The sequence below is a fragment of the Kosakonia sp. S42 genome (genome assembly GCF_016624785.1).
Classification (GTDB): domain Bacteria; phylum Pseudomonadota; class Gammaproteobacteria; order Enterobacterales; family Enterobacteriaceae; genus Kosakonia; species Kosakonia cowanii.
In genome coordinates this window covers 83,453-106,369 of record NZ_JACVTW010000012.1, presented here as the reverse complement: position 1 = coordinate 106,369, position 22,917 = coordinate 83,453, and the positions used below count along the sequence as shown (strand labels likewise).

The following is a 22,917-nucleotide window of genomic DNA, read 5'->3' as shown; positions in this document are numbered from 1 at the left end:
GAAACATAAAAGCCCCGGCGGGCCGCACTATGGCTGACCCGTCGGGGCTTTCATTGATAACCCGCTGTAACGCCTGTTATTGCAGGGTTGTCATGGTGCCGGCAGCGAAATCGAGCTGCGGGCTTCTTTTCATCGCCCGTGAAGGCGGTACACAGAGACTACAGGTAAAACCGTTAAACATATGCTCTGGTGTGCTGACAAAATTGCCGCCGCAGCAGTCGCACTGGGTCTGCTTCAGCATGCCGCCCTCCATAAAACGCAACAGCGTCCACGCGCGGGTCAGCCCCAGTACCGGCTCCTCGTCCGCCTGCGCCAGGCCGTGTTCCAGATAGATACGGTAGGCTTTAATCATCAGCTCTACAGAGCGACCTTTTTCCGCTCTCTGCAAATAGCGGTAAATATTGTAGAAAATTGATGAGTGAATATTCTGCTCCCACGACATATACCAGTCAGCGGAGAACGGCAGCATACCTTTCGGCGGCGAATCGCCTTTCAACTCTTTATAGAGTTTTAACAGACGACGGCGGCTTAAATTAGTTTCACTCTCCAGAACCTGCATCCTCGCGCCGAAATTAATTAACTCCATCGCGATTTGCGCGTCTTTAATTTCAGACATGATGCTTTTTTCGTGCAGCATTATCTCGCTCATTACGCTGCCTCGTCGCCGTTATTATCAACCGTGTTGAGCAGGTTGCTCGACAGAATAATCCCGGTGTGCAGACGTTGCAGTGCATCGATACGGGACTCTTTTGTCAGGCAGTTAATCACCACATCATCATCGATACGCAGGCGGCTGATCAGCTGCCCGGTAGAGGCGAGTTTAATCAGTTGCGGCAGCGATAAGTGGCTTAGCGTCTCCAGCGTGGCATCGTTCAGGCCAAGGCGGAAACCGGCGGCAATCTTATCTTCACGGATCAAACGCTGCGCCAGTAATAAATAGGAGAGGTTCAGATCCTGAATAGACTGCATTTGTTCTTCAAAATTGTGTTCGTTCATAAGTTGCTCCCGTAACACCACACCAGATGCGGAATTACTATTATTTAACAATAAATATGCGAGCAACCACTTTATTTCGATAAGAATAAACTAACTAATAAATGAAACTTAACACTCTTATTGTGCAGGCGATGTTTTTTATTCCTGCATCTGTTTGTCTTTAAGTTGTTCCCTAAGACGGAAATAAGATTACACATTTGACTTAATTCAAACAATCGCCTAAATGCGGAAAAAAGCGGATCATTGCATTTCCACTTTTATTGTTTCTGATTGATGCCTTTATTTTCAATATGTTGCCTTCACATTGCCTGTTCGTTTACTTTAATTACATAATCGAAGCCGTTGAAATGAAAAAGATTCTCTTTTTCAGAAAGTTGTTATCTTATTGAATTATCTGATCTACAGAAAATATATTATGTAACGGCACCGTCATTCACGAAGAGCGAAAAAGTATGGTGGTAACGCATTAAATAAACACCTTTGTTGGGGTTTTTACCGGTGCAGACAACGTTTTTCCCGGTAAAGCGAGGATACTCTCTCACCCGGCGGTAATGACAATTCACGTTTGTAAACCAGGAGCGTCAGGAATGCGTGCAGCGATCGCGTTAGCCATGTTGTTGTCAGGCGCTTTGCCCGCCTGGGCAGATAATTCCCCTGCGGCGGAAAACCAACAGATTGCGGGCCTGATCCGCACGCCGCTGATGCTGCCGGTGACGCTTGCGAACGGCCAGCCTGCGCTGCTGGAGGCGTTTGTCACCCGCCCGGCGAACAACGACCCTGCGCCAGTTGCACTTATTACCAACGGCACGGCGGACACCGCCAGCTTTGACCGCTTTGTGATGAACCCCAACCGCTATGCCTCGACGGCAATTGCTTTCGCCCGCCACGGCTATGCGGCGGTGGTTGTGCTGCGACAGGGGTATGGGCAGTCCAGCGGGGCGGCGGAGTATGCAGGCGGATCGTGCGCGCAGCCGCATCATCAACTGGCGGGTGAGCGCGACCGCGACACTTTGCTGGCAGCGCTGAAGGCGATTCGTCAGCAGCCGTGGGCGTCGCCAAAGCAGGCAGTGCTGGTGGGGATGTCCTCCGGCGGTTTCGCCATGCTGGCGACCGGCGCGGCCAACCCGCCCGGCGTGCAGGCAATAATTAACTTTGACGGCGGGCGCGGCGCGCTGGATGGCAAATCCTTCTGCGACCAGCCCGGTTTGCTGAAGGCGCTTAGTGATTACGGTAAGAGAACCACGATTCCGTCGCTGTGGCTCTACGCCGCCAACGACCGTGCCTTTCCCCCGGTGGCGGCGAAAGCGATGTTCAGCGCATACCAGAAAGACGGTGCGCCCGCGACGTTCGTCGCGATGCCGGCATTTGGGGAGAATGGCCATACCTTTATGGACTCGGCTCCCGAGGCGTTCTGGTGGAAGCCGGTCGCAAACTTCTTACAGCAGCAGACGCTGCCTTATCAACCCATTGCCGAACTGCCGCAGACGCAACTTCCTTTGCCGTCGGTACTGAATGACGAAGGGCGCAAGGCGTTTCAGGAATATGCTGCATCACAACGTTATGAAAAGGCGTTCGCCATCGACGCGCAGGGGGACTGGGGTGTTTCTTACTGGGCGAGAACGCGCGACGAGGCGGCGGAAAGCGCGCTCGGCTACTGCGCAAAGCAGCAGGAAGCTGGCAAGGCGGGATGCCACCTCTACACTATTAATAATGAGGTTGTACCTGAACAGACCGTGCAACGTTAGTGAAAATCAGGAGGAACGATGAGACCACCGATGACCGATGACGAAATCACGTTACTGAAAGCGGACCTCGATAAGCTGGGGGAGAGCCAGTTGGTGGGGATTGAGGCCTATGAGGCGCTGCATCTTTTGGAGATCCGCAGGATGACGGCGAAGCTCGAGCACATTAAGCGGCTGCTGGGGAGCGAAGAGAACGAAGTGTAACGCCGGGCGGGTTCCCTGAAGTTTTGCGAGAAGGGTTCCAGTTTCGAAACGACGCGCTACTATAGAGCGGTTTTCCCTTGCCGATTGTAGGGTTTTCTTTTTATTGTTTTGGCGCCCCTGCCACAGCAGGCGTCGGGATTGACCTCCTGAAAACCCTCATCGGCAACAGAGCTGTTCTGTTGTGCGTTCGGTTACCTCTCAATGGTGGGCCGGGCGGGGGCGTCGCGAGACGCGCCGGTATCCGATGGGCCGGTAAGGTCAACCCCGTTCAGCCCGCCTCCCATGAGTTTGACCTCTCTGGTGGCGGAGATCATGACTGCCATTGGAGAATGTCTTATGACGAAAACCCTTACCAAAACCCAGCGCCACTGTATTGTCGGCTACCGCCCGAACCGCGGCGACACCAGCACACCCGCCCTGCAACTGAAAGGCAAATGGCTGCGCGAAGCAGGCTTTGAAACCGGCGTGCATGTCACAGTGCAGATATCTAAAGGCTGCATTGTGCTGATTCCCGATAATGACACCGTGCATGAACTGCGTGTGCAACTGGAACAGGCCAGGGCAGTGATTGATTGCGTCAGGGAAGGGGTGAGGGGGGTTTAGAGTTGGGGTTATTCTGTTTAATGGTTTTGAAGGCTTAATTGACGGTAGCCTGGTGATTCGAACCATTCAAAAGGGGCGGTAAGCGCCCCTGAGTAGATTCTGATTTATACGCTAACAGATGGTATGAGATTAATTGCGCAGGCTCTCATCATATACATCGATTTTGCTGTAATTAGGATCTTTGCGGTAATAGATGATGGGGACTTCTTTAGCAACTTGATCTTTAATTAGATCCAGGGTGTTAATAGTTAAGCTTTGCTTTTCCTTGGTATAAATTTTGCTTCCGGCCATAAAAGAATAAGTTATTGCAATATCTACTTTTCCCATATCATTAGGTTTTCCGGGAACGTAGCTAACAATTTTAGCTTTAGTATAGACCGGATCTTTTTTGATCGTACTGTGCAAAATACAACCTTTTATGATGAATAAAATAATAAAGCCGAATATAACGCAAGGCCCTATCATTGCGATGATTCCTGAGAAACTGGACATTGATGCCTCATATATAAATGTCTTTAAAACGGAAGGTTTTTTCTGATTTTATCACGGTTTTTTCATTGAATCAGCTGCTTTTAATCAGGGGGTATTTCTGAGTGCATTTTTATTGCATTCAGTCTCATGGTTTATCCTTATCAAGGAAATGCTTAATCTCTTAATGTCTATAAACTGTTAGAACGTGGAGTATTAGATCTGACGCACTGCAAAAGATCTACGAATTTGGGGGATGAGTTTGGAAAAGATTAGCCAATCCCTAGCCTTTCATCTTGAAAAGCTGTTATAACCTTGCCTTATGTATAATTACTTTCACCTAATAAAGTGCAAAAGGATTCAAGTTGAAATCAGATAAACCCTCTCTCGCTAAATTTTTTAAATTTAAAGGGATTCAGTCTGCCAGTCTGGTTGAAGAAGTAGCAACCTGCCTTTTTTTTTGCTGCTTTTGGTAGCCTGTTTATTTTGATGGCTGGCTGAAAATGGCTAGGTTTGTATGGTTCTTTATCCTCGCCTATCTGATCTCATGGTTGATGGATGTTATGACAGGCAAAGCATAAAAGCATCAAGATCTCAGGGTGATACAGTGTTAACAAGGGTAGTTTCAGATGTAATATTTTCTGCTGACTAATTGGACATAAAGTGATAATGGGTAACAAAGCTGGTGGGGTCTGGATTTTTCAATAAGCAGCTGAATTTGATTTATTTCGATAAATTCAACTTTCAGGTGTCCACCTAAGTTCTATCAACCGCTACGTTTAAATGCCCACTCTTTGATGCAGTGGCTCGCGGAGTAGCTTTATTATCTCCTTCTTTTTCTTGAACGTGTATTGGCTTTTTTGGATTCTTTTATTTGTGTTTTTGAGTAAAAAACTTCAATTGGCAAGGTTTTTACTATTGTTGCTTTGAAAATTTCAGCAACGGAGTATCCTGCTCTTGCTACACAAATAACGCTAAGCAAAGTAATGGTTAATGTGAAAATTTCAAGATTATTTGCTGACCATTCTGCAAATGGTAATTTGATTTGTTGCGGGGTGTTAGAATACTCTAGAACTATATACATACTATAGAGAAATGTTGCGGCTGTTTCTATATTCCATAGAGAATTGAGAATGTTTTTATAAATCTCAAATTTACCCATTCTTATAAGTAATGCACCCTGGATTATAGAGAGTGTAAGAATGGTGCATATGTAACTTATTAAATCTTTAGTATCTGTTGAGTCTGCGTTCATCCAAATATAAGTGGCAACTAATAGAAGAGCCAAGATGGAAATGTAAATCCCCCAAGGTAGATTTAAGCCGAATTTAAATTTCATTGAACCTCTCTTTTTTAATTGTGTGATCTACTAAACAGCGATCTAAACATGCCCGATTTTTCTTAAGCTGGCAAATTAAAAAGATGAATGCGCAACTTACCAAAACCATGCACCTTATCACTAACCTGATCTGCATAGACACAGTTACCGAAGTGGGCAGCGAAAAATGGCTGACACTTCGAGCCGGGGGCAGCCTACCTGCCTGACCAGCATACCAGCGGCGCTCTCTGATAGGTACCGTCATCTATACAGGCGAAGTAATCACGATTTATCTGTACATCAACGAAACTATTATTTGTGGTGCTGCCGCTTAAGAGAGTTGAGTAGACAATGTTATTAACACTATGAGAATAAACCCATGAGCGTAAAGTCTTATACCCTGATGACGGAAATTGGTGCTGCGAAACTGGGAAGCGCGGCAGCGCTTGGTTCCCGTTGAAAATCACTTACATGGTTGTTGGCGATGGCGCTCTGATTGCCGTCGGTAACTGCCCTGAGAGTTATAAGCCGTTGCTCACAGAGAATGAGCGCTTTTTTATACTCTCGCGCCAGACGCAACACAACGCGCTTGAGTGCATGGCGCATCATCTCGCCGTTACGCAACCCCATTAAACGATCACGCCAGCACCGTTACGCTGGCGCAGCCACACGCTGGCAAAATAAATGTGTCGTAGACAAAAACAGCACTACACCGCACCCGCCTGCGTTTTTGGATCGATAAAAATTTTTCAGTTTTTTTTCAACAAACCGTACCGCCAGGGGGCATAAGTGCTGGCGAGTTGCGGGATAGCAAGAACTGAAAAGTTTAGAAAGAGATTCAGCGTCTTTCAGTTTTCAGGAGCTGAAAAGGAATGCTCCTAATTATTAATACTATGTTTTAAATAGGTTTCCTGTTTTTTGTCGGTGTGCATGAAACTTACGTGAAAGGGAAAGAGGAACAGTCAGCAAACTTCCATATCAGAAAAGTCAAAGCTTGTGGCAGAGTTAACAAATTTTGTAGATCTGAAAAATTCTCATTGGAAAATAGAGTATAGATTGATTACTCTTTGTCCAACAAATCGTTAATGGTGTGTTCCCGCTAGTGTTTCTAGGCACGTGGACATAAGCTGAACACCCACTGCGATCGCCGAAAGATATATTATTCCTTCGGCTTAGGTTCGGCTTAGACCTAATACGGCAATTTTACTGTGTTAGAATTCGATAAAAGAAACATAGCATAATGATGGTTTGAGCAATGCGGGATAGATCAGTGCGGTTTGATGTTCTAAAATATTGAATACTATACGCATTAGAGGCGTGAAGTATAATCAATTGTCACGATTAAATTATTAGGGCGATTTCATGGCTGAAACAAAAAATATCGATACAATGGCCGCGATCATTTCTGATGATATATTTAACGAAATGAAGTGGGTTTTGCACGAAAAAAGAGATGTAAATTGGGAGTGCCGTATACCAGAACATAAAAAAGCTACACATCCAACGGATGTTGTTTTTTCATACAAAGACCCTTATACCGCAAGAAGTATATATATCCAGACAGATCTTAAATCTTATAATAAAAATTCATTAGCATTGACAAAGAAAATAAATGAGGCAATTGAAAGTCTCGCTCTTCAGGTGGAATGTGCTCGTTCGAATAAAGAATGGAGTACGCTTTTTAAATGTGTTATGCATAATGCCGATTTAAACGGTATGTTGTTTTTGTATAATAATGATGATGAGTATGATAAAGATTTATTATCTAATTTAGGAAATACAGCGTCAAAAGAATTTTCAATACAATCGTCGAGTAAACTCTTCATCTTTTCACCCAAGATAATAAAGTTTCTTATGTCATGTGTAGAGAATATCAATGAGCGAAGAACAATTAACTCATCTTCATCTACTGAAAAAGTATGGGAAAAAATTCCGATAAGAGAGCAATGTGGTTTCTTCTATCCTGACAAACAAAATAAAATCGCAGATCAGGAACCTGATCATCCAGCAACTCTGGAAATGATTACCTCTGGGATGTTACTCTTTAGTTATAAGCATCCAGATTATGAGGCAAAAGTTCTTAATATTTTTTGGGATGAAGTGCCATCCTCAATTGAAACGTTTATATATTTATTTGAGTTCATGTTTAATTATCAAATGTTAAGCAATTTTGAGAAAATATACTTGGTTCTTCCTTTTAGAGATAATAAAACATATGATCTTTTTGAGTTGGCCAGAACAACGTATGTGAGTAATTATGCAGCAAATGAGGGACAAAAAGAGAAATTAAACAAAATTAATCTGGTCCTTCCTAAGAGATTTGTGACACAAATATATCTTAATGAAGTTGCCGATGGAAGACATATACAATGAAACAATATACTGGTAACATTTTTGCTGATGAAAATGACATTTATATGGCGCTTCATTCGAATAAAAATAAAATAACTGATCTTACTCTAAGGAAAATAGCTTTCGAAAGAGGAATAATTTATTCATCAAGTTTAAATAGAAACGAACTCATTGAGCAAATTTCACAATTGCCATTCGGTTATTCGCAGGTGAAAAAACTAACCGATAAACTCGTTCCGAAAATAAATAGAGACCAATATTCAATAAAAAGAATAAGCAAGAACTTTGATTTAAGAAGTCTAGATAATATTGTTGATGCTGTAGTAGAAAATCGGCCTCAAGGTATTGGTAATGAGGTGATCGTAGGCGAACGAAGTGTCGGTACATACTATGTTGAAATCGACTATGTTGACTTCGACTTTACCAAGGGAAGGTTTCAACAAAAAAAAAGTCACTCCGGATACATTGCTTTCATAGAGTCAACGGGACACATTTCTGTCCATTATACTTATACTGAAAAAATAGATGAAATATTAGGTTCTATTATTGAAATGTATAGAGAGCGAGTCAGTAATACTATTGATGTTCAGGAAATTGATCTTTCATTTATTGCTAGTTCAAGAGAACGCTCTCTGTTTATTGAAAGGGTCATAAAAAATAATGACTCTATTTTTCTGGGTTCAGAAAAAATTCGAGTAAGTAAAACGCTGACAGGTCTAAGTTTACAAAATAACGAAGATGATTCAGACTCGGAACTTGATGATTTAGATTGTGAATTAAATGATCCAGATGAGATTGAGCCCGAGCTAATAAATGAGACTAAGTTATTAAAAGTCATTAATAACGCCTCTTTTGATGGACATAATTTAGATGATATTGATGATATTAATAAATTTTATAACGCTGGCTATTTCCCCTCACGTGTTAAATGGCGGCATAAATCCAAGAGGCTTAAAAACTCTCCAATCGTAATTATTGAATTGGCTTTTAACGAGCGACATCTTGGTAAGGATTTGAAGTTTAGAATACTAGGTAAACATGCAGTTGATGATAAGGGTCAAGAAGGGGCAAGGATGTCTATTAATGGAGCCGAATTCGATGACACTATGTTTTACATGGAAAAAATCCTTTTCGATTCCTACGAAATGATTGACAAAACGGCACCAGCCGAAATTACTCGCCCTATTGAGTCTGATCGTGGAGATGCATAAAATGGTAAGGATAAAATTGTTCACCCTTGATAAAAAGCTTAGTGTACATGATATCTTAAGATGTATAGAAAAATGGAATTCAAGAAATGAATCCAAAGTAATTAATATCGATGATGTTAATGATAATCTTATAATTGAATATAAAGAAAGAGTAGTAAAATCTGAAGAGTATGAGCTTGTTGATGGTTCTATTCAAACTATTGAGTTAGTTAGTTATTTTAATTTTCAAGTTGGTTTTCCCCTTGGAAATGGTAGGGTTGCATATCTAGTTAACCCTCCAAGAGAATCACGATACACCTATGAATTATTAAGGTCTATGCTTTCTGATTATACAAAAATTAGCCCTGCTGCATTTAATCTCAATGCCTTTTTAAGCAAAAAAACAAATTCATCGAAAGTTCTTGGAGTCACTATCTCAAACATTCAATATTCAAATGAAATTCTTGCGAAAACTACATTGCTTAGTAAAACTGATCTGGTTGAATATTATGATACTTGGATTGTGAGATATCCACACAGTGTTGATGTCTTAAAATTATCTATTGATGGTAAAGTTTTTGATATTAATCGTCTCGGAGGAATAAAAGCTAAGGATGCAGATCTTCATAAAATAATTCCTATTATATACAACAACTTTGAATTCATCGCTTAAAAATATAAGTAATCAGGGTAGTTGATTACCCTGATCATTCCATCTATCACTATGTAGAGGTGCTGACCAAAGCGGTCTAGTTCCGTTAACAAAGCTTCTAGTGGTAGACGTAAAGTGAACATGGAAAAAAAGGGGCTACGCTTTTACGTAACCCCTTGTTTTAATTGGTGGAGCTGGCGGGAGTTGAACCCGCGTCCGAAATTCCTACATCCTCGGTACTACATGCTTAGTCCGTCTTTACATTCGCCGGCCAGCTGCGGAAGGACACGCCACTGACAGACTAGCCTGATTAGTTTTAGCACTTCAACCCCAGGCAGGGCATCCGCGCGATCTCTTTTGGGTTTGACCTCTCTTGATCCCCGTCCTAAGAGCGGAGGCTAGGGAGAGAGGGCTCTAAGCAGGTTATTAAGCTGCTAAAGCGTAGTTTTCGTCGTTTGCGACTATTTTTTTGCGGCTTTTTACGAGGCCAACCGCCCCTCGGCATGCACCTTGGGTTTCGCGAATCCCGTCGAATCCAGAATCAGCCCCAAAAGTGTGAAAAGGAGTATAGCAAACTTTCACCGTGACATGCCAGTCCATATCCTCAACGTTTTTACATTCAACCATTTGCCTGTTTTCTAACCAGTTGCTTAAGCAGGATCGTTATATAGAAAAGCAATTATTTCAGACGTAAATAAATATAAATAGAGACCAAAGGTAATATAAATTAGTTTTTTCTAATATATTATACATTGTAAATTTCTTTGCATTTCTCGCGTAATTAATTCAGTTTCTATTAATCCATTTATGCACAAAAGTAAGCGGCGCTTAATTTCAGATATATCTATTAAAATATATTCTGTATCGAAGATAATTGTTATCAATTTGTGATTCAAAACGTTGCCTAAATACAGAAGCTTGTTTATATCTTTCTTAATGTAAAAATTTATTAAATGATGATGGATTAACATAATAAATGAAAAACAACGACTTAGGTATTTTTCATCGCGTATGTCCCACATCTGCTTCCTGTCAATCCTGGTGAACTGGTAAACCGTAATCCTGCGCAAAAACAGATGCTCGCAGGCGCTCTAATATTGCTTTCGCATCCGAGGTGAAAATATGGCCCCGCAAAATAGTCTTCCTGGTTCCGTCGATGTAATAAACCAAAAAACTGGCGATGTTGTTGCGCAATATGCGAAAGGCAGCGACAGGGTAGTAAATTTAACTGACACGAGTATTGTGCGCGTTAATGCGTCGCAGGAGTCAGTAAATTTCTTCGAGCGTGAAGGGAACGACCTGATCGTCCATATGAAAGATGGCTCCACGGTGCGTTACAACAGCTTCTTCACCGTGGATGGCGAGGGCCTGCACAGCGAAATGATTTTTGAAGATGAGCTGGGCACACATCAGGCCGCCTTCCCGTATGCGGCAGCCGCGGGGCCAGCCGCTGCGGAAACCATCGTTCCGGCGTTCAGCGACGTGTCTCTGGGGTCGCTGGTGGGGGCGGGAGCCAGCGGCTTCTCGGCTCTGGCAGCGCTTGGCGGCCTGGCCGCCGTTGGTGGCATTGTCGGTGTGGCTGCTGCGGCAAATAACAGCGGCGGCGGCGGTAGCAATAACAACAATGGCGGCGGCGATAACGGCAATGGCGGTGGCGACAACGGTGGAGGTAATAACGGCGGTGGAGACAATGGCGGCGGTGAAACGCCTGTTACGCCCACCCTCAGGATTAACGCCATTGCCTCCGATAACATCATTAACCTCGCCGAATCTAACGAACCTCAGCTGCTGAGCGGCGTGACGGAAGCGGTGAATGCTGGCAGTACCGTTACCATCAGCGCCAACGGACAGACCTGGACCACCACAGTCCAGGAGGATGGCAGCTGGAACGTCTTACTCATGCCTGAAGATATCAGCGCCTTTGGGCAGGGCTTCCATGTTCTGAGATTTGCTCTGTTCTCGTTCTCGGGTGCCGTTGCCACGGCAGATTCACAAATCATGATCAGTACCACGCCGCCGGTGCTTGAGCTTACCCAGTTCACGCCAGGTGACATTCTCGATCAGGATCAGCACGTGGCGGATAAAATCGTCCGCGGCTATGTCGGTGCAGAGGATGCCGGCAGCACCATTTTTGTCACGCTCAACGATCGCACCTACACGGCGATTGCCAACGCTGAAGGGCAGTGGGAGCTGGTTATTCCCGCTGCGGATATGGCGCTGCTGGAAGACCGGCAGAGTTACACCCTGCTTTATCGCGCGGTCGATATTGCCGGTAACGTCTCCGAAGAGACGCGCGACTTCAGCACCAACTTCAACACCCCGGATATCACCATCAATCCGGTTGCCACCGATAACATTATCAACAGCGCCGAAATCCTCATCACGCAGGTGCTCTCTGGCCAGACCTACAACATCCCGCCGGGCCAGCTGGTGACCATTACTCTCAACGGCAAAACCTACTATGCCGAAGTGATGGGGGACGGCAGCTGGAAAACCTCGATACCGTCGGGCGATCTCGGTTTATTGCCGCAAGGCGATAGTGCACTGACCGTCAGCGTTAACGATGCAGATGGCAATGCGATCGTCAGGACAGTTCCGGTTAACGTCGATACCTCTCTCACCGGTGTCGCCATTGCCATCCTCTCTACCGATGACTATCTCAACGCCAGCGAAGCGGAAAACCCGCTTGAGGTGCGTGGCGTTACCACCGTCTTTGGTGAAGGCGTGACAATTTATGTCACCGTCAACGGTATCAACTACACGGTGACCAGCATTGATGCCTCCGGGCGCTGGAGCGTGACCATTCCGTCGGAAGACTTACTGCGCCTTGAAGATGGGGCAAATGTCATCACCGCTACGGTGGTACTTGACGATCAGAGCGCGCAAGACTCGCGCACGCTCAATGTGCAAGTTCACCGCTTGCCTGATCCGGTCATGGATGCGCCATTTGGCGATGGTTATCTCAATGCGGCCGAGAAAGGGGTGGATCAGGTCCTGAGCGGCAACACCGGCGTAACCAGCATCGGACAGCGCGTCACCGTGCAGGTGGCGGGCAAAACCTACCAGGCAACGGTCGATAACGACGGCACCTGGAAAGTGACCATTCCCGCTGGCGATCTGCAAACTATCCCGGATGGCCTCGTCACCGTAACGGTTAACGCCAGCGATGCGGCTGGGAATACGACGCCGCTCACCGAGACGGCGATTGTCGATACGCAATTCCCGGCGTTGAGCCTGCTGCCGCTGACCAACGACGGCAAACTGAACGGTGCAGAGCTGGGCCAGGATCAGATTTTAAGGGGCGTAAGCGGGGTCAGTGAGCAGGGGCAAACGGTAGAGGTGACGCTGAATGGCAAAACCTACACTACGGTCGTGGGCAGCGACGGTAACTGGCAGCTTCCGCTGCCTGCTGCAGATTTGAGTGCGCTGCAAACCGGTAGCTATCCGTTAAACGTCACGCTGACCGATGCCGCCGGCAACCGCACCACCGTTACGCAGCCAATCAGTGTCAAAACCAGCGGCGTGGAGATCGGCGTGCAGGCGCTGACGGACGGCAACTCTCTTGACGCGGCTGAAATCAAAGTCGACCAGATCCTGCGCGGCACCTCCAATGCGGAGGAGGGAAGTGTGGTTACCGTGATCCTGAACGGCGTGCGCTATGAAGGCGTGACGGATGTTCAGGGTAACTGGCAGGTAACGCTCCCGGCCGTTGAACTGCAAAAGCTGGGCGATGGTGGGCAGACCCTGACCGTCAGCGTGACGGATGGCTTTGGGCAGAGCACCACCATTGAGTCGGGCTTTGGTGTCGATACCACCAGCGATGCGGTGGCGATCAACATTATTGCCAGCGATGACTACCTCAACGCCAGTGAAGCGGCGGATGGTTTAACCATCCGGGGTAACAGCGCAGGCCTGCCTGCGGGCACTATCGTTACCGTCACGCTGAACGGGGTGAACTATGCGGCGACGATCCAGACCGATGGTAGCTGGCAAACGACGGTCGATCCGGCGGCGTTGCAGGCACTGGCGGATGGTACCCAGACCGTGACGGCAACGGTCGCCACCAGCGGCGGCACGCTGCTTGATAGCCATGACTTCACGGTGGCGATCAATACGCTGCCGAACGTCACGGTCGATCCGGCATTTGGCGATAACGTGGTGAACATAGCGGAAGCGGCCCAGAACCAGACGCTGACCGGGAGCACCAATATTAGCGGCGCAGGTCAGACGGTGGTCGCAACCCTCAATGGTCAACGCTTCAGCGGCGTGGTGAACCTCGACGGCAGCTGGTCACTGACTCTGCCGCAGGGTGCGATGGATCTTTTAGCTGAAGGGCCGGGCAGCCTGACGGTGGTCGCCACCGACGTGGCGGGCAACAGCGCCAGCAGCATCGTCAACTTCACGGTCGATAAAACCCCGCCGAGCTTAAGCGTAACGCCGATTAATGGCACCGATGTGCTCAACGGCAGCAATATCGCCAATGGTGTAACGCTCTCCGGCACCACCTCTGGCGATGCGGCTTCGGTGGTTATCACCCTTAACGGTAAAAGCTACCCGGCAACCATCACCAATGGCAGCTGGAGCGTCAATCTTGATAACGCTGCGCTGGGCGGTCTGGCGAACGGTGCAAGCTCGTGGATCGTTACCGCCACTGATAATGCTGGTAACGTCACTACCGCGATCCGCACGGTCAGTGTCGATACCGTCGCACCTAACGTGGTGATGGATCCGGTTGCCCGCGACAACATTATTGATTTGGCGGAGCAGAACGCTGGCTTTAGCCTGACCGGACGCACGGTTCCGGCCGAGCCAGGTGCCACGGTCTCCGTCACGCTGAACGGGCAAACCCTGACCGGCGTGGTCGGTGGGGATGGTTTGTGGACAATCCCGGTCGCCCCTTCGGTCATCAACAGCCTGACCAACGGCACGTACCCCATTTCAGTGACGGTGACGGACAGCGCGGGCAACCCATCACAGCCCGTCTCCAGCACCTTCACCGTCGATACCACCGCCAGTGCGATTGCCATTAACCCGGTCGATGGCGACAACCGTATCAGCGCGGCCGACATTGCCGATGGCCTGACCATCAGCGGCACGTCGGTGCGTATCCCGGAAGGGAATACCGTTACCGTGACCCTGAACGGCGTGCAGTATACCGCCACCGTAACGGCGGGCGGCTCCTGGCAGTTGACGGTACCGAATGCGGATGCCGCTGCGATTGCCGACGGCACCGTTACGCTGACGGTCACCGGGGTGGATGAGAACAACGCGGTTGTCTCTAACGAACTGCCGTTTACCCTGATCACCCATGTGCTGCCGCAGCCGGTGGTAAATGCGCCATTCGGCGATGGCGTGGTTAATGCCCAGGAAGCGGCCGCAGGCGGTAACCTGGCGGGTAACACCGGTGTGGTTGGCGCCGGTCAGAGCGTGACCATCACCCTTGATAACGGCACGCCGCTCACCGCCCAGGTGGATGCGAACGGCAACTGGACGCTGCCGTTAACGCCTGCACAACTCGGTGCTCTCTCCGAGGGGCCCCATACTGTGACGGTAACCGCGACCGATGCGGCAGGTAACACCGTCAGCAGCAGTGCGCCGATGACCGTCGATACGGTTTTACCGACCTTCGCTATCAATGACGTCACCGCCGATAACATTATTAACAGCGCTGAAGCCGCTGGCGCAGTCACCATTAGCGGCACCGGCGACTACGATGCGCAGTCGGCGCAAACCGTTATCTTGCTGGTCAACGGGCAGAACTATGACGCCATCATCCTGCCGGATGGCACCTGGAGCGTGGTACTCCCTGCCGGTGCGCTGGCAGGCGTGCCGGATGGTCCGGTCGCGGTGCGCGTCACCGTTACCGACGCCGCGGGTAACAGCAGCACGCAAACCGAAACCTTTACGCTCGACGCCTCTCCCGCTAACGCGCCACAGGTGCAGATCGATAAAGTCGCCGGGGATGATTTTGTTAACCGTGCGGAAGCGAACGGGCAGAGCGGGGTAACGATCTCCGGCTCTTCACAGAATGTCGAAGCAGGCCAGACGCTGACGGTAACCTTAAACGGCAAAAATTATACGGCGACGGTTAACGCCGAGGGGCGCTGGTCGGTAACGGTACCGCCGGCCGATCTGGCGCAGGTGCCGGATGGTCGTCAGGCCATCTCGGTTACGGTGAACGATGTGGCGGGCAACAGCACTATTTCCAGCCATAACGTCACTTTCGCCGCACAGCCCGCGTCGCAGCCGACCATCACCCTTAATCCGGTGGCGCAGGATGATGTGATTAACGCCCTCGAGCATGGTCAGCCGCTGAACATCAGTGGGTCATCAACGTCGCTGGCAGCAGGGACGGTGATCTCCGTTGTGTTTAACGATAAAACCTACACCGGCAGCGTGAACAGCAGCGGTAACTGGACCATTACCGTGCCGCAGGCCGATATGCAGGCGCTGCAAGAGACAACAAACGGTACGCCATATCCCATCTCGGCGTCGGCGGTCGATGCCGCGCTGAACCCGGCGAGCGCCAGCAGCAGTGTGACGGTCGATCTCAGTGCGCCGACGCTGGCGGTGGATGTTGCAGACTCGTTCCTTGGCGATGGCTACATCAGCATTGCCGAAGCGGCTGTCGATCAGGAGATTGGCGGCACCGGCACCCCTGGTGAGACGGTAACGCTTACCCTTAACGGCACTACGCTCTCGGCACTGGTCAATGAGCAGGGCGAGTGGAGCATGGTGATCCCGGCGGGGAGCTTGCAGGCATTGCCGCAGGGCACATCGCAAATCACCTTCGTCACCACCGATGCCGCAGGCAATAGCAACCCGCAGCCGGTCAACATCAATGTCAAAACCGTCGATGGCCCGACGATGACCCTTGACCCTATGTTCGGCAATAACATTGTCAGCATCAGTGAAGCCGCCAGCGACAGCACGCTCAGCGGGAGTGTGAGCGGTCTTGCCAACGGCACACAGGTTGTGGTGACCATCGATGGCGAAGAGTATACCGGTGAGGTCAACGATGGTGCCTGGTCGGTGGTGATCCCGAGCGGGTCGCTGGACACCAGCGGTCAATACACCGTGACGGTCACCGGGGTGGATGCGTTTGGTAACCCGGCGACGGTCAATGGCAATCTTGATGTGGTGCTGACACGGCCAACGGCCACGATCACCGAACCGCTGTTTGGTGATGACAATATTCTCGGCCAGGCGGAAGCTAACGCCGGTGTGCAGCTGACGGGTTCCACTGGCCAGGCCGGTCCTGGGCAGTCAGTAAGCATCATCCTTGATAACGGTCAGGAGTTTACCGGTGCCGTTGATAACAACGGCAACTGGATCGTCTCCCTGACACCGGCGCAGCTGATTGCCATCACCGACGGGACGCACGATGTGCAGATCTCGGTCACCGATCGCGCGGGTAACACGGCGGTTTCTGACCCGGTAAGCGTTGAAATCCGCACCGATCCGCTGCCTGAGCCGCAATTAGCGCCGCTCTTTACCGACGGCATTCTCAGCGCCACCGAGGCCGCGGGCACACAAACCCTGAGCGGGCAGCTTAACCTCGATCCGTTGCGCGTTGCCTCGGTTACCGTCAGCATTAATAACGGCGCGCCGCTGGCGGCAACCATCAATGCGGATGGCACCTGGACTCTGAATGTCGACAGCGCCACGTTGCAGGCGCTGCCGGACGGCGTGCTGCCGGTCACTGTCACGGTCACCGATACGGCGGGTAACCAGGCGACCGGGCAGGGCAGCTTTGAAGCGATTATCAATGCGCTGCCGCAGGCCAACTATGTGACGCCGTTCGGTGATTTCACCATTAACAGCGCTGAAACCAAGAGCGATCAGCTGATCACCGGTAACACCGGGGTGCCTGGCACCGGGCAAACTGTGTCGGTAGTGCTGGGGACGAAAACCTACACGGGCACGGTCAATGAGAATGGCGACTGGACGGTGACGGTTCCGCAGGCAGATTTAGCGGCGCTGAGCGATAACGACTCGCTGCCGTTTAGTGTCACGGTATCCGATCGCGCGGGCAACACAGCCACCACCGATGCGCAGCAAACTCCGGACGTCACGGTGCACACTGCGCTGCCTGCACCGACAGTCACCGATCCGTTCGGCGATGGCATTGTCAATATTAGCGAAGCGGCAGGTGAGGTAACGCTGGCGGGTCTCACCGGTGCCACCGGGCCGAACCAGTATGTGACGGTGAAGATCGACGTCGATGGTGTGACCTATACCGCTAACGTCGATGCCAGCGGCAACTGGTCGGTGGTGCTCCCGGCCGGGACGCTGCAATCTCTCGCCCCGGGCGAGCATGAGATTTCAATCTATGCCGAAGATCAGTATGGCAACAGCAACACCAGCACCGTTGATTACCAGGTGGCGTTGACGCCGCCGTCGGTCACCATCACCGCGCCGGTCTTCGCTGATGGCTATGTCAGCGCAGCGGAAGCGGCTGCCGGGACAACGCTGAGCGGTACCTTCTCAACCTCTTACCCGGCTAACGCGCAGGTTAAAGTGACCATCGGCGATCGAACCTTTGATGCCACGGTGAACGGCACCCAGTGGACGTTGACGATGGATGCTGATGACTGGAGCACCATTACGGCGCGCGGTCAGCAAAGCGTCACCGTCAGCGTGACGGACGGCGCGCAAAACGTCGGAACAGCCAGCATCACCACCACGCTGCTGCTCGACCCGCCGACGGTAAGCGTAACTGCGCCGTTTGCTGGCGATAACCTGCTCGATTTTGCTGAAAGCCAGACCAGCCAGGCGATTGGCGGCACCTCAACCGGCTTAGCCACCGGCGATACGGTGCGTGTCACCTTTGCAGGTGGAAACGTCTTCGAGACCACCGTACAGGCGGACGGCAGCTGGGAGCTGGTGTTAACGCCAGGCGATCTTGCACAGCTTCAGGCCGGTGCCATTACCGTGGAAGGGATTGATAAAGCGGGCAACGTCGGTACGGCGTCTAACGGCGGCACACTGAGTATTAATCTCACGCCGCCAACCTACTCAGTGAATATGGATCTGGTCGCTGGCGACAACTATGTCAACGCCACCGAGTTCAGTAGCGGAACGCTGCGACTCTCCGGTCAGGCTTTTAATCTTAACGGCACCACGTTGACCATCCTGAATGGGCAAACGACGCTCGGCACGGCGACGGTCAACGCGGATGGCAGCTGGACGCTGGATGTGCCGCGCACTGCGCTGCCGGACGGTAACTACACCCTGACGGTGCAGAGCGATACGCAGGCCAGCGCCACAGCCTCGCAAACGGTGGTGGTTGATACCGTCGCGCCAACGCTGGCGATGACGCAATTCACCAGCGATGACGTGATCAACAGCAGTGAAAAAGCGGTGGCGCAGACCATCAGCGGCACCTCGGATGCCAACGGCAGCCTGGTCACCGTCACGCTGAATGACAAAACCTACACTGCGCTGGTGGCTAACGGCACATGGTCGGTCGACGTGCCGCCATCAGATATGGCGGCGCTGGAGGATGGCAGCTACACCATTACTGCGACTCTGAGCGATGCGGCGGGCAACGCGACGAACGCCACACAGGAGTTCACCGTTGATGCCTCTTCGCCGTTGCTGGAGGTGGATGCGCTCGGCGTTCCGGCGGTGCTGAACAGCGTTAACGCCGTCTCCGGCGTGGTGTTGCAGGGGCAGGGCGAGCCGGGCAACAGCGTGACGATTCAGCTTGGGCCATTGAGCTGGACCGGCACGGTCGATCAACAGGGTAACTGGAGCCACACCTTCCCGCAGCTCGATCTCACTACCCTGACCGACGGGCCGCAGGTGGTCACCATCTCCTCAACGGATGCGGCGGGCAACACCTCCAGCAATAATCTGTCGCTCAACGTTGCGCTGAATAAAGGTCTCGGTGTGGCCATCGACCAGGTGTTTAACGACGGGATCCTTAACGTTGCTGAATCGCTGGTCACACAGCTGCTCACCGGTAAGGTGAGTGGCGATTATCGCGGTGCGAAAGTGTCGCTCACGGTAATCGGCACGGACTTCACCATTAACGATCTGGCGGTAGCGCCGGATGGCTCCTACAGCTTCTCACTGCCGCCTTCTCTCTGGCAGGGATTGATTACCGATACCTTGCAACTGCAAGTTAGTGTCGTTGATGCCAATGGCAATACCCGGTATGAAACGGTGGATGTCGGGCTGGCGCTGACCGACCTGCCGGTGGTTAACGATGTGGTGATCGCGGGCGATAACGTGATTAACCTTGTTGAAAGCACAGTGGCGCAGACCCTTTCCGGCACGGTGAGCAATGTTGCCAATGTCACAAGCGTGGTAGTGAACTTCGGTGGTCGGACGATTAACGCTGCCGTGGATGCGCTGGGTAACTGGAGCGCCGCGCTTCCCGCTGAACTGCTGAGCACACTGCCGGACGGCACGGCAACTGCCAACGTGACGGTGACCGATAAGTTTGGCAACGTTATCAAGAGCGATGCCAGCTTTAATGTCGTCAGCCATAACCTGCCGGCTATCTCTCTCGATCCGCTGTTTGGCGATGGCGTGCTGAGCATTCCTGAACTCGCCAGCGGCCTGCTGAGCGGTACGGCGACCAACCTTGCCGGGCGCGCACTGACCATCAAGATTGGCGATGCCACCGCCTTCACCACCAATGTCGATAATAGCGGGCGCTGGTCGGTGAACCTGCCGGATGCGGTGAAAGCCGCGCTGCAAGGGCTGGGCAGCGGTACGCAAACCGTGACCATTACCGCCACCGATCAGTATGGTAACCAGGCGTCGCAGAGTGCGGGGCTGAAGGTCAACCTGGTAGCGCCGGTACTCAACAATGTGACGCTGTTCGGTGATGGGTTGCTGAACGTGGCCGATTCTCTGGTCAACCAGACCATTAGCGGTGTCGCCAGCAGTGCGCCGATTGGCAGCACCGTTCAGGTGGCGATTGGTGCGAAAGTGTTTAGTGGCGTCGTGAATGCCGACGGCACCTTCGCTATTGCCCTGACGCCGACGGATCTTGCCGGGCTGGCGGATGGCACCTTTACGCCGTCTATTACGCTGCTCACGCCGGACGGTAACAGTTCAACCACGGCCGGGAGCCAGGTGATTATCGGCGTGAAAAATGTGCCGACGGTGGCAATCACCTCCCTGTTTGGCAACGATGGTTTCCTCAACCAGAGCGAAGCGCTGGCGGCGCAGACTATCTCCGGTACTGTTACCGGGCTGACCTCCGGGCAGGTGACGGTGAATGTCGGCGGCACGGCGTATCAGGTGCCGGTCACCGATGGGCGTTGGTCGCTGGCACTCTCTGCCGGTGCGCTGGCTTCAATCGCCGATGGCACTCTGAGCGTGACGGCAACGGTAACCGATGCGGTGGGTAACACCGCGACCGGCAGCCAGCTGGTGAACGCCATTGTGCAGGCGGTGCCGTCGATCGGTATCAACACGCTGTTTGGCAACGGGACGCTGGATCTTAACGATCTGCTCTCCAACCCGATCCTCTCCGGCACCAGCAGCAACCTGGCAGCGGGCACCCAGATCACCGTGAAGGTCGGTCTGCTCTCCTACACCACCACCGTGGGTGCCAATGGCCAGTGGCAGTTGGCGATCCCGGCGGTGTCGCTGCAAAACCTGCAGGATGGCAACAATGCTCTGCAAGTTTCTGCCAGCGCGACGGATGCGGCGGGCAATATCGCCAATGTGGTGCAGAGCGCCAGCGTGGCGATCCAGGCCCTGCCGACGGTGGCGATCACCTCGCTGTTTGGTGATGGCGCCCTGAGCCTTGCGGATATCACTACCGCGCAGGTCATTTCCGGCACCAGCCAGAACGCTGTCGGTTCGCAGCTGACGGTGACGGTTGGCGGTAAAAACTACCTCACCACCGTGGCGTCGAACGGCAGCTGGAGCGTGACGGTACCGAAAGTCGATCTCAGTGCACTGGCTGACGGCACCCAGGCGGTGAGCGTCGCGGTGACCAATGCCGCCGGTAAAGTGGCGAACATTACCAGCCCGCTGGATGTGATTACCCATAATCTGCCGACGATTTCTCTCTCCTCGCTCTTCGGTAATGATGGCTATCTGAACATCAGTGAAGCGGCGAACGGTCAGGTAATCGGCGGCAAAATTGGCGGGGTGGTCAGCGGCTCGAAAGTGGTGGTGACCGTTGGCGGCACGGCAATCAACGCCACCGTCGATGCGAACGGCAACTGGACGGCGACGGTGAATAAAACCCTGTTGCAGGGGCTGAGCAGCGGCGCGGCGAAAGTGGGCATTTCGGTGACCGACCGGGTGGGCAACACCACCGCGACGGAAGCCGATGTGCAGGTGAAACTGACCCAGCCGACGCTCAGCACTAACCCGATTACCAACCTGACCAGTATCCTCGGCAACGTCCTGCTAGGGTTGGTAGGGTCGGCAAAACTGACGATCAGCGGTGCGTCAACTAATCTCAATCAAGGGGCGATTGTTCACGTTAATTTACTCAACGCCGCCATGGCGACGGCGATTGTTGGCGCGGACGGCAAGTGGTCGACGCAGCTTGATGTCGGCCTCGATCTGGCGAAAATCCTCTCGCTCAATACGGTGGTGAACCTCTACACCGCGGATATGGCGGGTAACCTGGCCTATCTCAACGTCGGCCTTAACGGCAGCAACCCGACCACCACACCACCGGCGGGCACCAGTGCTTCGCTGATGGCCGAGGCCAACACCTTCTCACTGCTGGCCGCGAGCGCGAGCGAAGAGTCGGACTCCACCAGCAGTGACAGCCTGAATGCGCAGCATACGGCCACGGTGGAAACGACGCGTCAGCCAGAGACGGAAACGGCGGCTGCTGCCCCGGCAAGCGACGAGAGCTACACCATTGGCGGGCTGAGTATCGATCTTGCCGATGGCACCAGTGAGAGCGGCGAAAGTGTCGAGGGGAGCAGTGGCAACGACACCATTCATCTCTCTTCACTTGGCTTTGTGCAGATCGACGGCGGCGCGGGGACGGATACGCTGGTGCTTGATGGTGCCAACCTGCTGCTGAACCTGATCGAACTGGGGAGCAAAGTCAGCAATATCGAGATAATTGATCTCGGTAAATCGGGCAGCAACAGCGTCACGCTGGATGTCAACGAAGCGCTGAGCATCACCGATAAACCGGAAGATGATCTGCTGATCAAAGGCAGCATCGGGGATGAGATCAACCTCAAGCATGGTGTCAGCGATACCTGGGCTATCAGCGGGCAGCGCGACGTAGATGGCATTCAGTTCGACGTTTATCACAACAGTTCGCAGGCTAATACCCTCAGCGATGTGCTGATCCAGCATGGCCTGCACGTCAATATGGTCTGACGGTCTGCCGCCTCAGGGATGAGGCGCATTAAGGAAGAGGTCATTACGGGCGCACCAGGGGTGGAT

Annotated in this window: 11 protein-coding genes, 1 other RNA gene and 1 pseudogene; 8 read left to right on the top strand and 5 right to left on the bottom strand. The window is 51.6% G+C overall.

Going from position 1 to position 22,917, the window contains the following annotated elements:
• Positions 1-76: 76 nt before the first annotated feature.
• The gene (flhC, locus tag IAE50_RS15275; protein ID WP_042712517.1) at positions 77-637 is read right to left on the bottom strand and encodes a flagellar transcriptional regulator FlhC; all 561 of its coding nucleotides are present in this window, start codon (positions 635-637) and stop codon (positions 77-79) included.
• 11 nt (positions 638-648) lie between these two features.
• Entirely contained in the window at positions 649-996 is a 348-nt protein-coding gene (flhD, locus tag IAE50_RS15270; protein ID WP_042712433.1) for a flagellar transcriptional regulator FlhD, read from the bottom strand.
• A 611-nt stretch (positions 997-1,607) separates the two neighbouring features.
• On the opposite strand from flhD, the gene IAE50_RS15265 reads away from it, so the two are divergent.
• The 3 genes from IAE50_RS15265 (at position 1,608) to IAE50_RS15255 (ending at position 3,545) form a co-directional block, all read left to right on the top strand.
• Positions 1,608-2,741 carry a dienelactone hydrolase family protein gene (locus IAE50_RS15265; protein ID WP_234467203.1) on the top strand — a complete coding sequence of 378 codons (1,134 nt, stop codon included), beginning with the start codon at positions 1,608-1,610 and terminating at the stop codon, positions 2,739-2,741.
• Positions 2,742-2,759: 18 nt separating this feature from the next.
• On the top strand, positions 2,760-2,942 hold the full coding sequence (locus IAE50_RS15260; protein WP_042712430.1) for a hypothetical protein: 183 nt from the start codon (positions 2,760-2,762) through the stop codon (positions 2,940-2,942).
• Between the two features lie 336 nt (positions 2,943-3,278).
• A complete protein-coding gene (locus tag IAE50_RS15255; protein WP_200580635.1) occupies positions 3,279-3,545 on the top strand; it encodes a SymE family type I addiction module toxin in 267 nt (88 codons plus the stop codon).
• Between the two features lie 129 nt (positions 3,546-3,674).
• Here the strand turns inward: IAE50_RS15255 and IAE50_RS15250 are convergent, their stop codons facing one another.
• Positions 3,675-4,037, bottom strand: coding sequence for a hypothetical protein (locus IAE50_RS15250; protein WP_234467198.1), 363 nt, complete (start codon positions 4,035-4,037; stop codon positions 3,675-3,677).
• Between the two features lie 799 nt (positions 4,038-4,836).
• Positions 4,837-5,352, bottom strand: coding sequence for a hypothetical protein (locus IAE50_RS15245; RefSeq protein ID WP_200580634.1), 516 nt, complete (start codon positions 5,350-5,352; stop codon positions 4,837-4,839).
• Positions 5,353-5,710: 358 nt separating this feature from the next.
• Between IAE50_RS15245 and IAE50_RS15240 the strand changes: the two are divergent.
• The 4 genes and pseudogenes from IAE50_RS15240 to IAE50_RS15225 all read left to right on the top strand — a co-directional run.
• Positions 5,711-5,874, top strand: a pseudogene (locus IAE50_RS15240) (phage tail protein); the annotation flags it as partial.
• 819 nt (positions 5,875-6,693) lie between these two features.
• Positions 6,694-7,704: a hypothetical protein gene (locus IAE50_RS15235; RefSeq protein WP_200580633.1), complete on the top strand. Its 1,011-nt coding sequence runs from the start codon at positions 6,694-6,696 to the stop codon at positions 7,702-7,704.
• Entirely contained in the window at positions 7,701-8,894 is a 1,194-nt protein-coding gene (locus tag IAE50_RS15230) for a hypothetical protein (RefSeq protein WP_200580632.1), read from the top strand. Before IAE50_RS15235 ends, IAE50_RS15230 begins: the two co-directional genes overlap by 4 nt.
• Before the next feature lie 16 nt (positions 8,895-8,910).
• Positions 8,911-9,546, top strand: a complete 636-nt coding sequence (locus tag IAE50_RS15225; RefSeq protein WP_200580631.1) for a hypothetical protein — start codon at positions 8,911-8,913, stop codon at positions 9,544-9,546.
• Between the two features lie 165 nt (positions 9,547-9,711).
• Here the strand turns inward: IAE50_RS15225 and ssrA are convergent.
• Positions 9,712-10,074, bottom strand: a transfer-messenger RNA (tmRNA) gene (ssrA, locus tag IAE50_RS15220).
• A gap of 573 nt (positions 10,075-10,647) precedes the next feature.
• Between ssrA and IAE50_RS15215 the strand changes: the two genes are divergently transcribed.
• On the top strand, positions 10,648-22,851 hold the full coding sequence (locus IAE50_RS15215) for an Ig-like domain-containing protein (RefSeq protein ID WP_200580630.1): 12,204 nt from the start codon (positions 10,648-10,650) through the stop codon (positions 22,849-22,851).
• Positions 22,852-22,917: the final 66 nt, after the last annotated feature.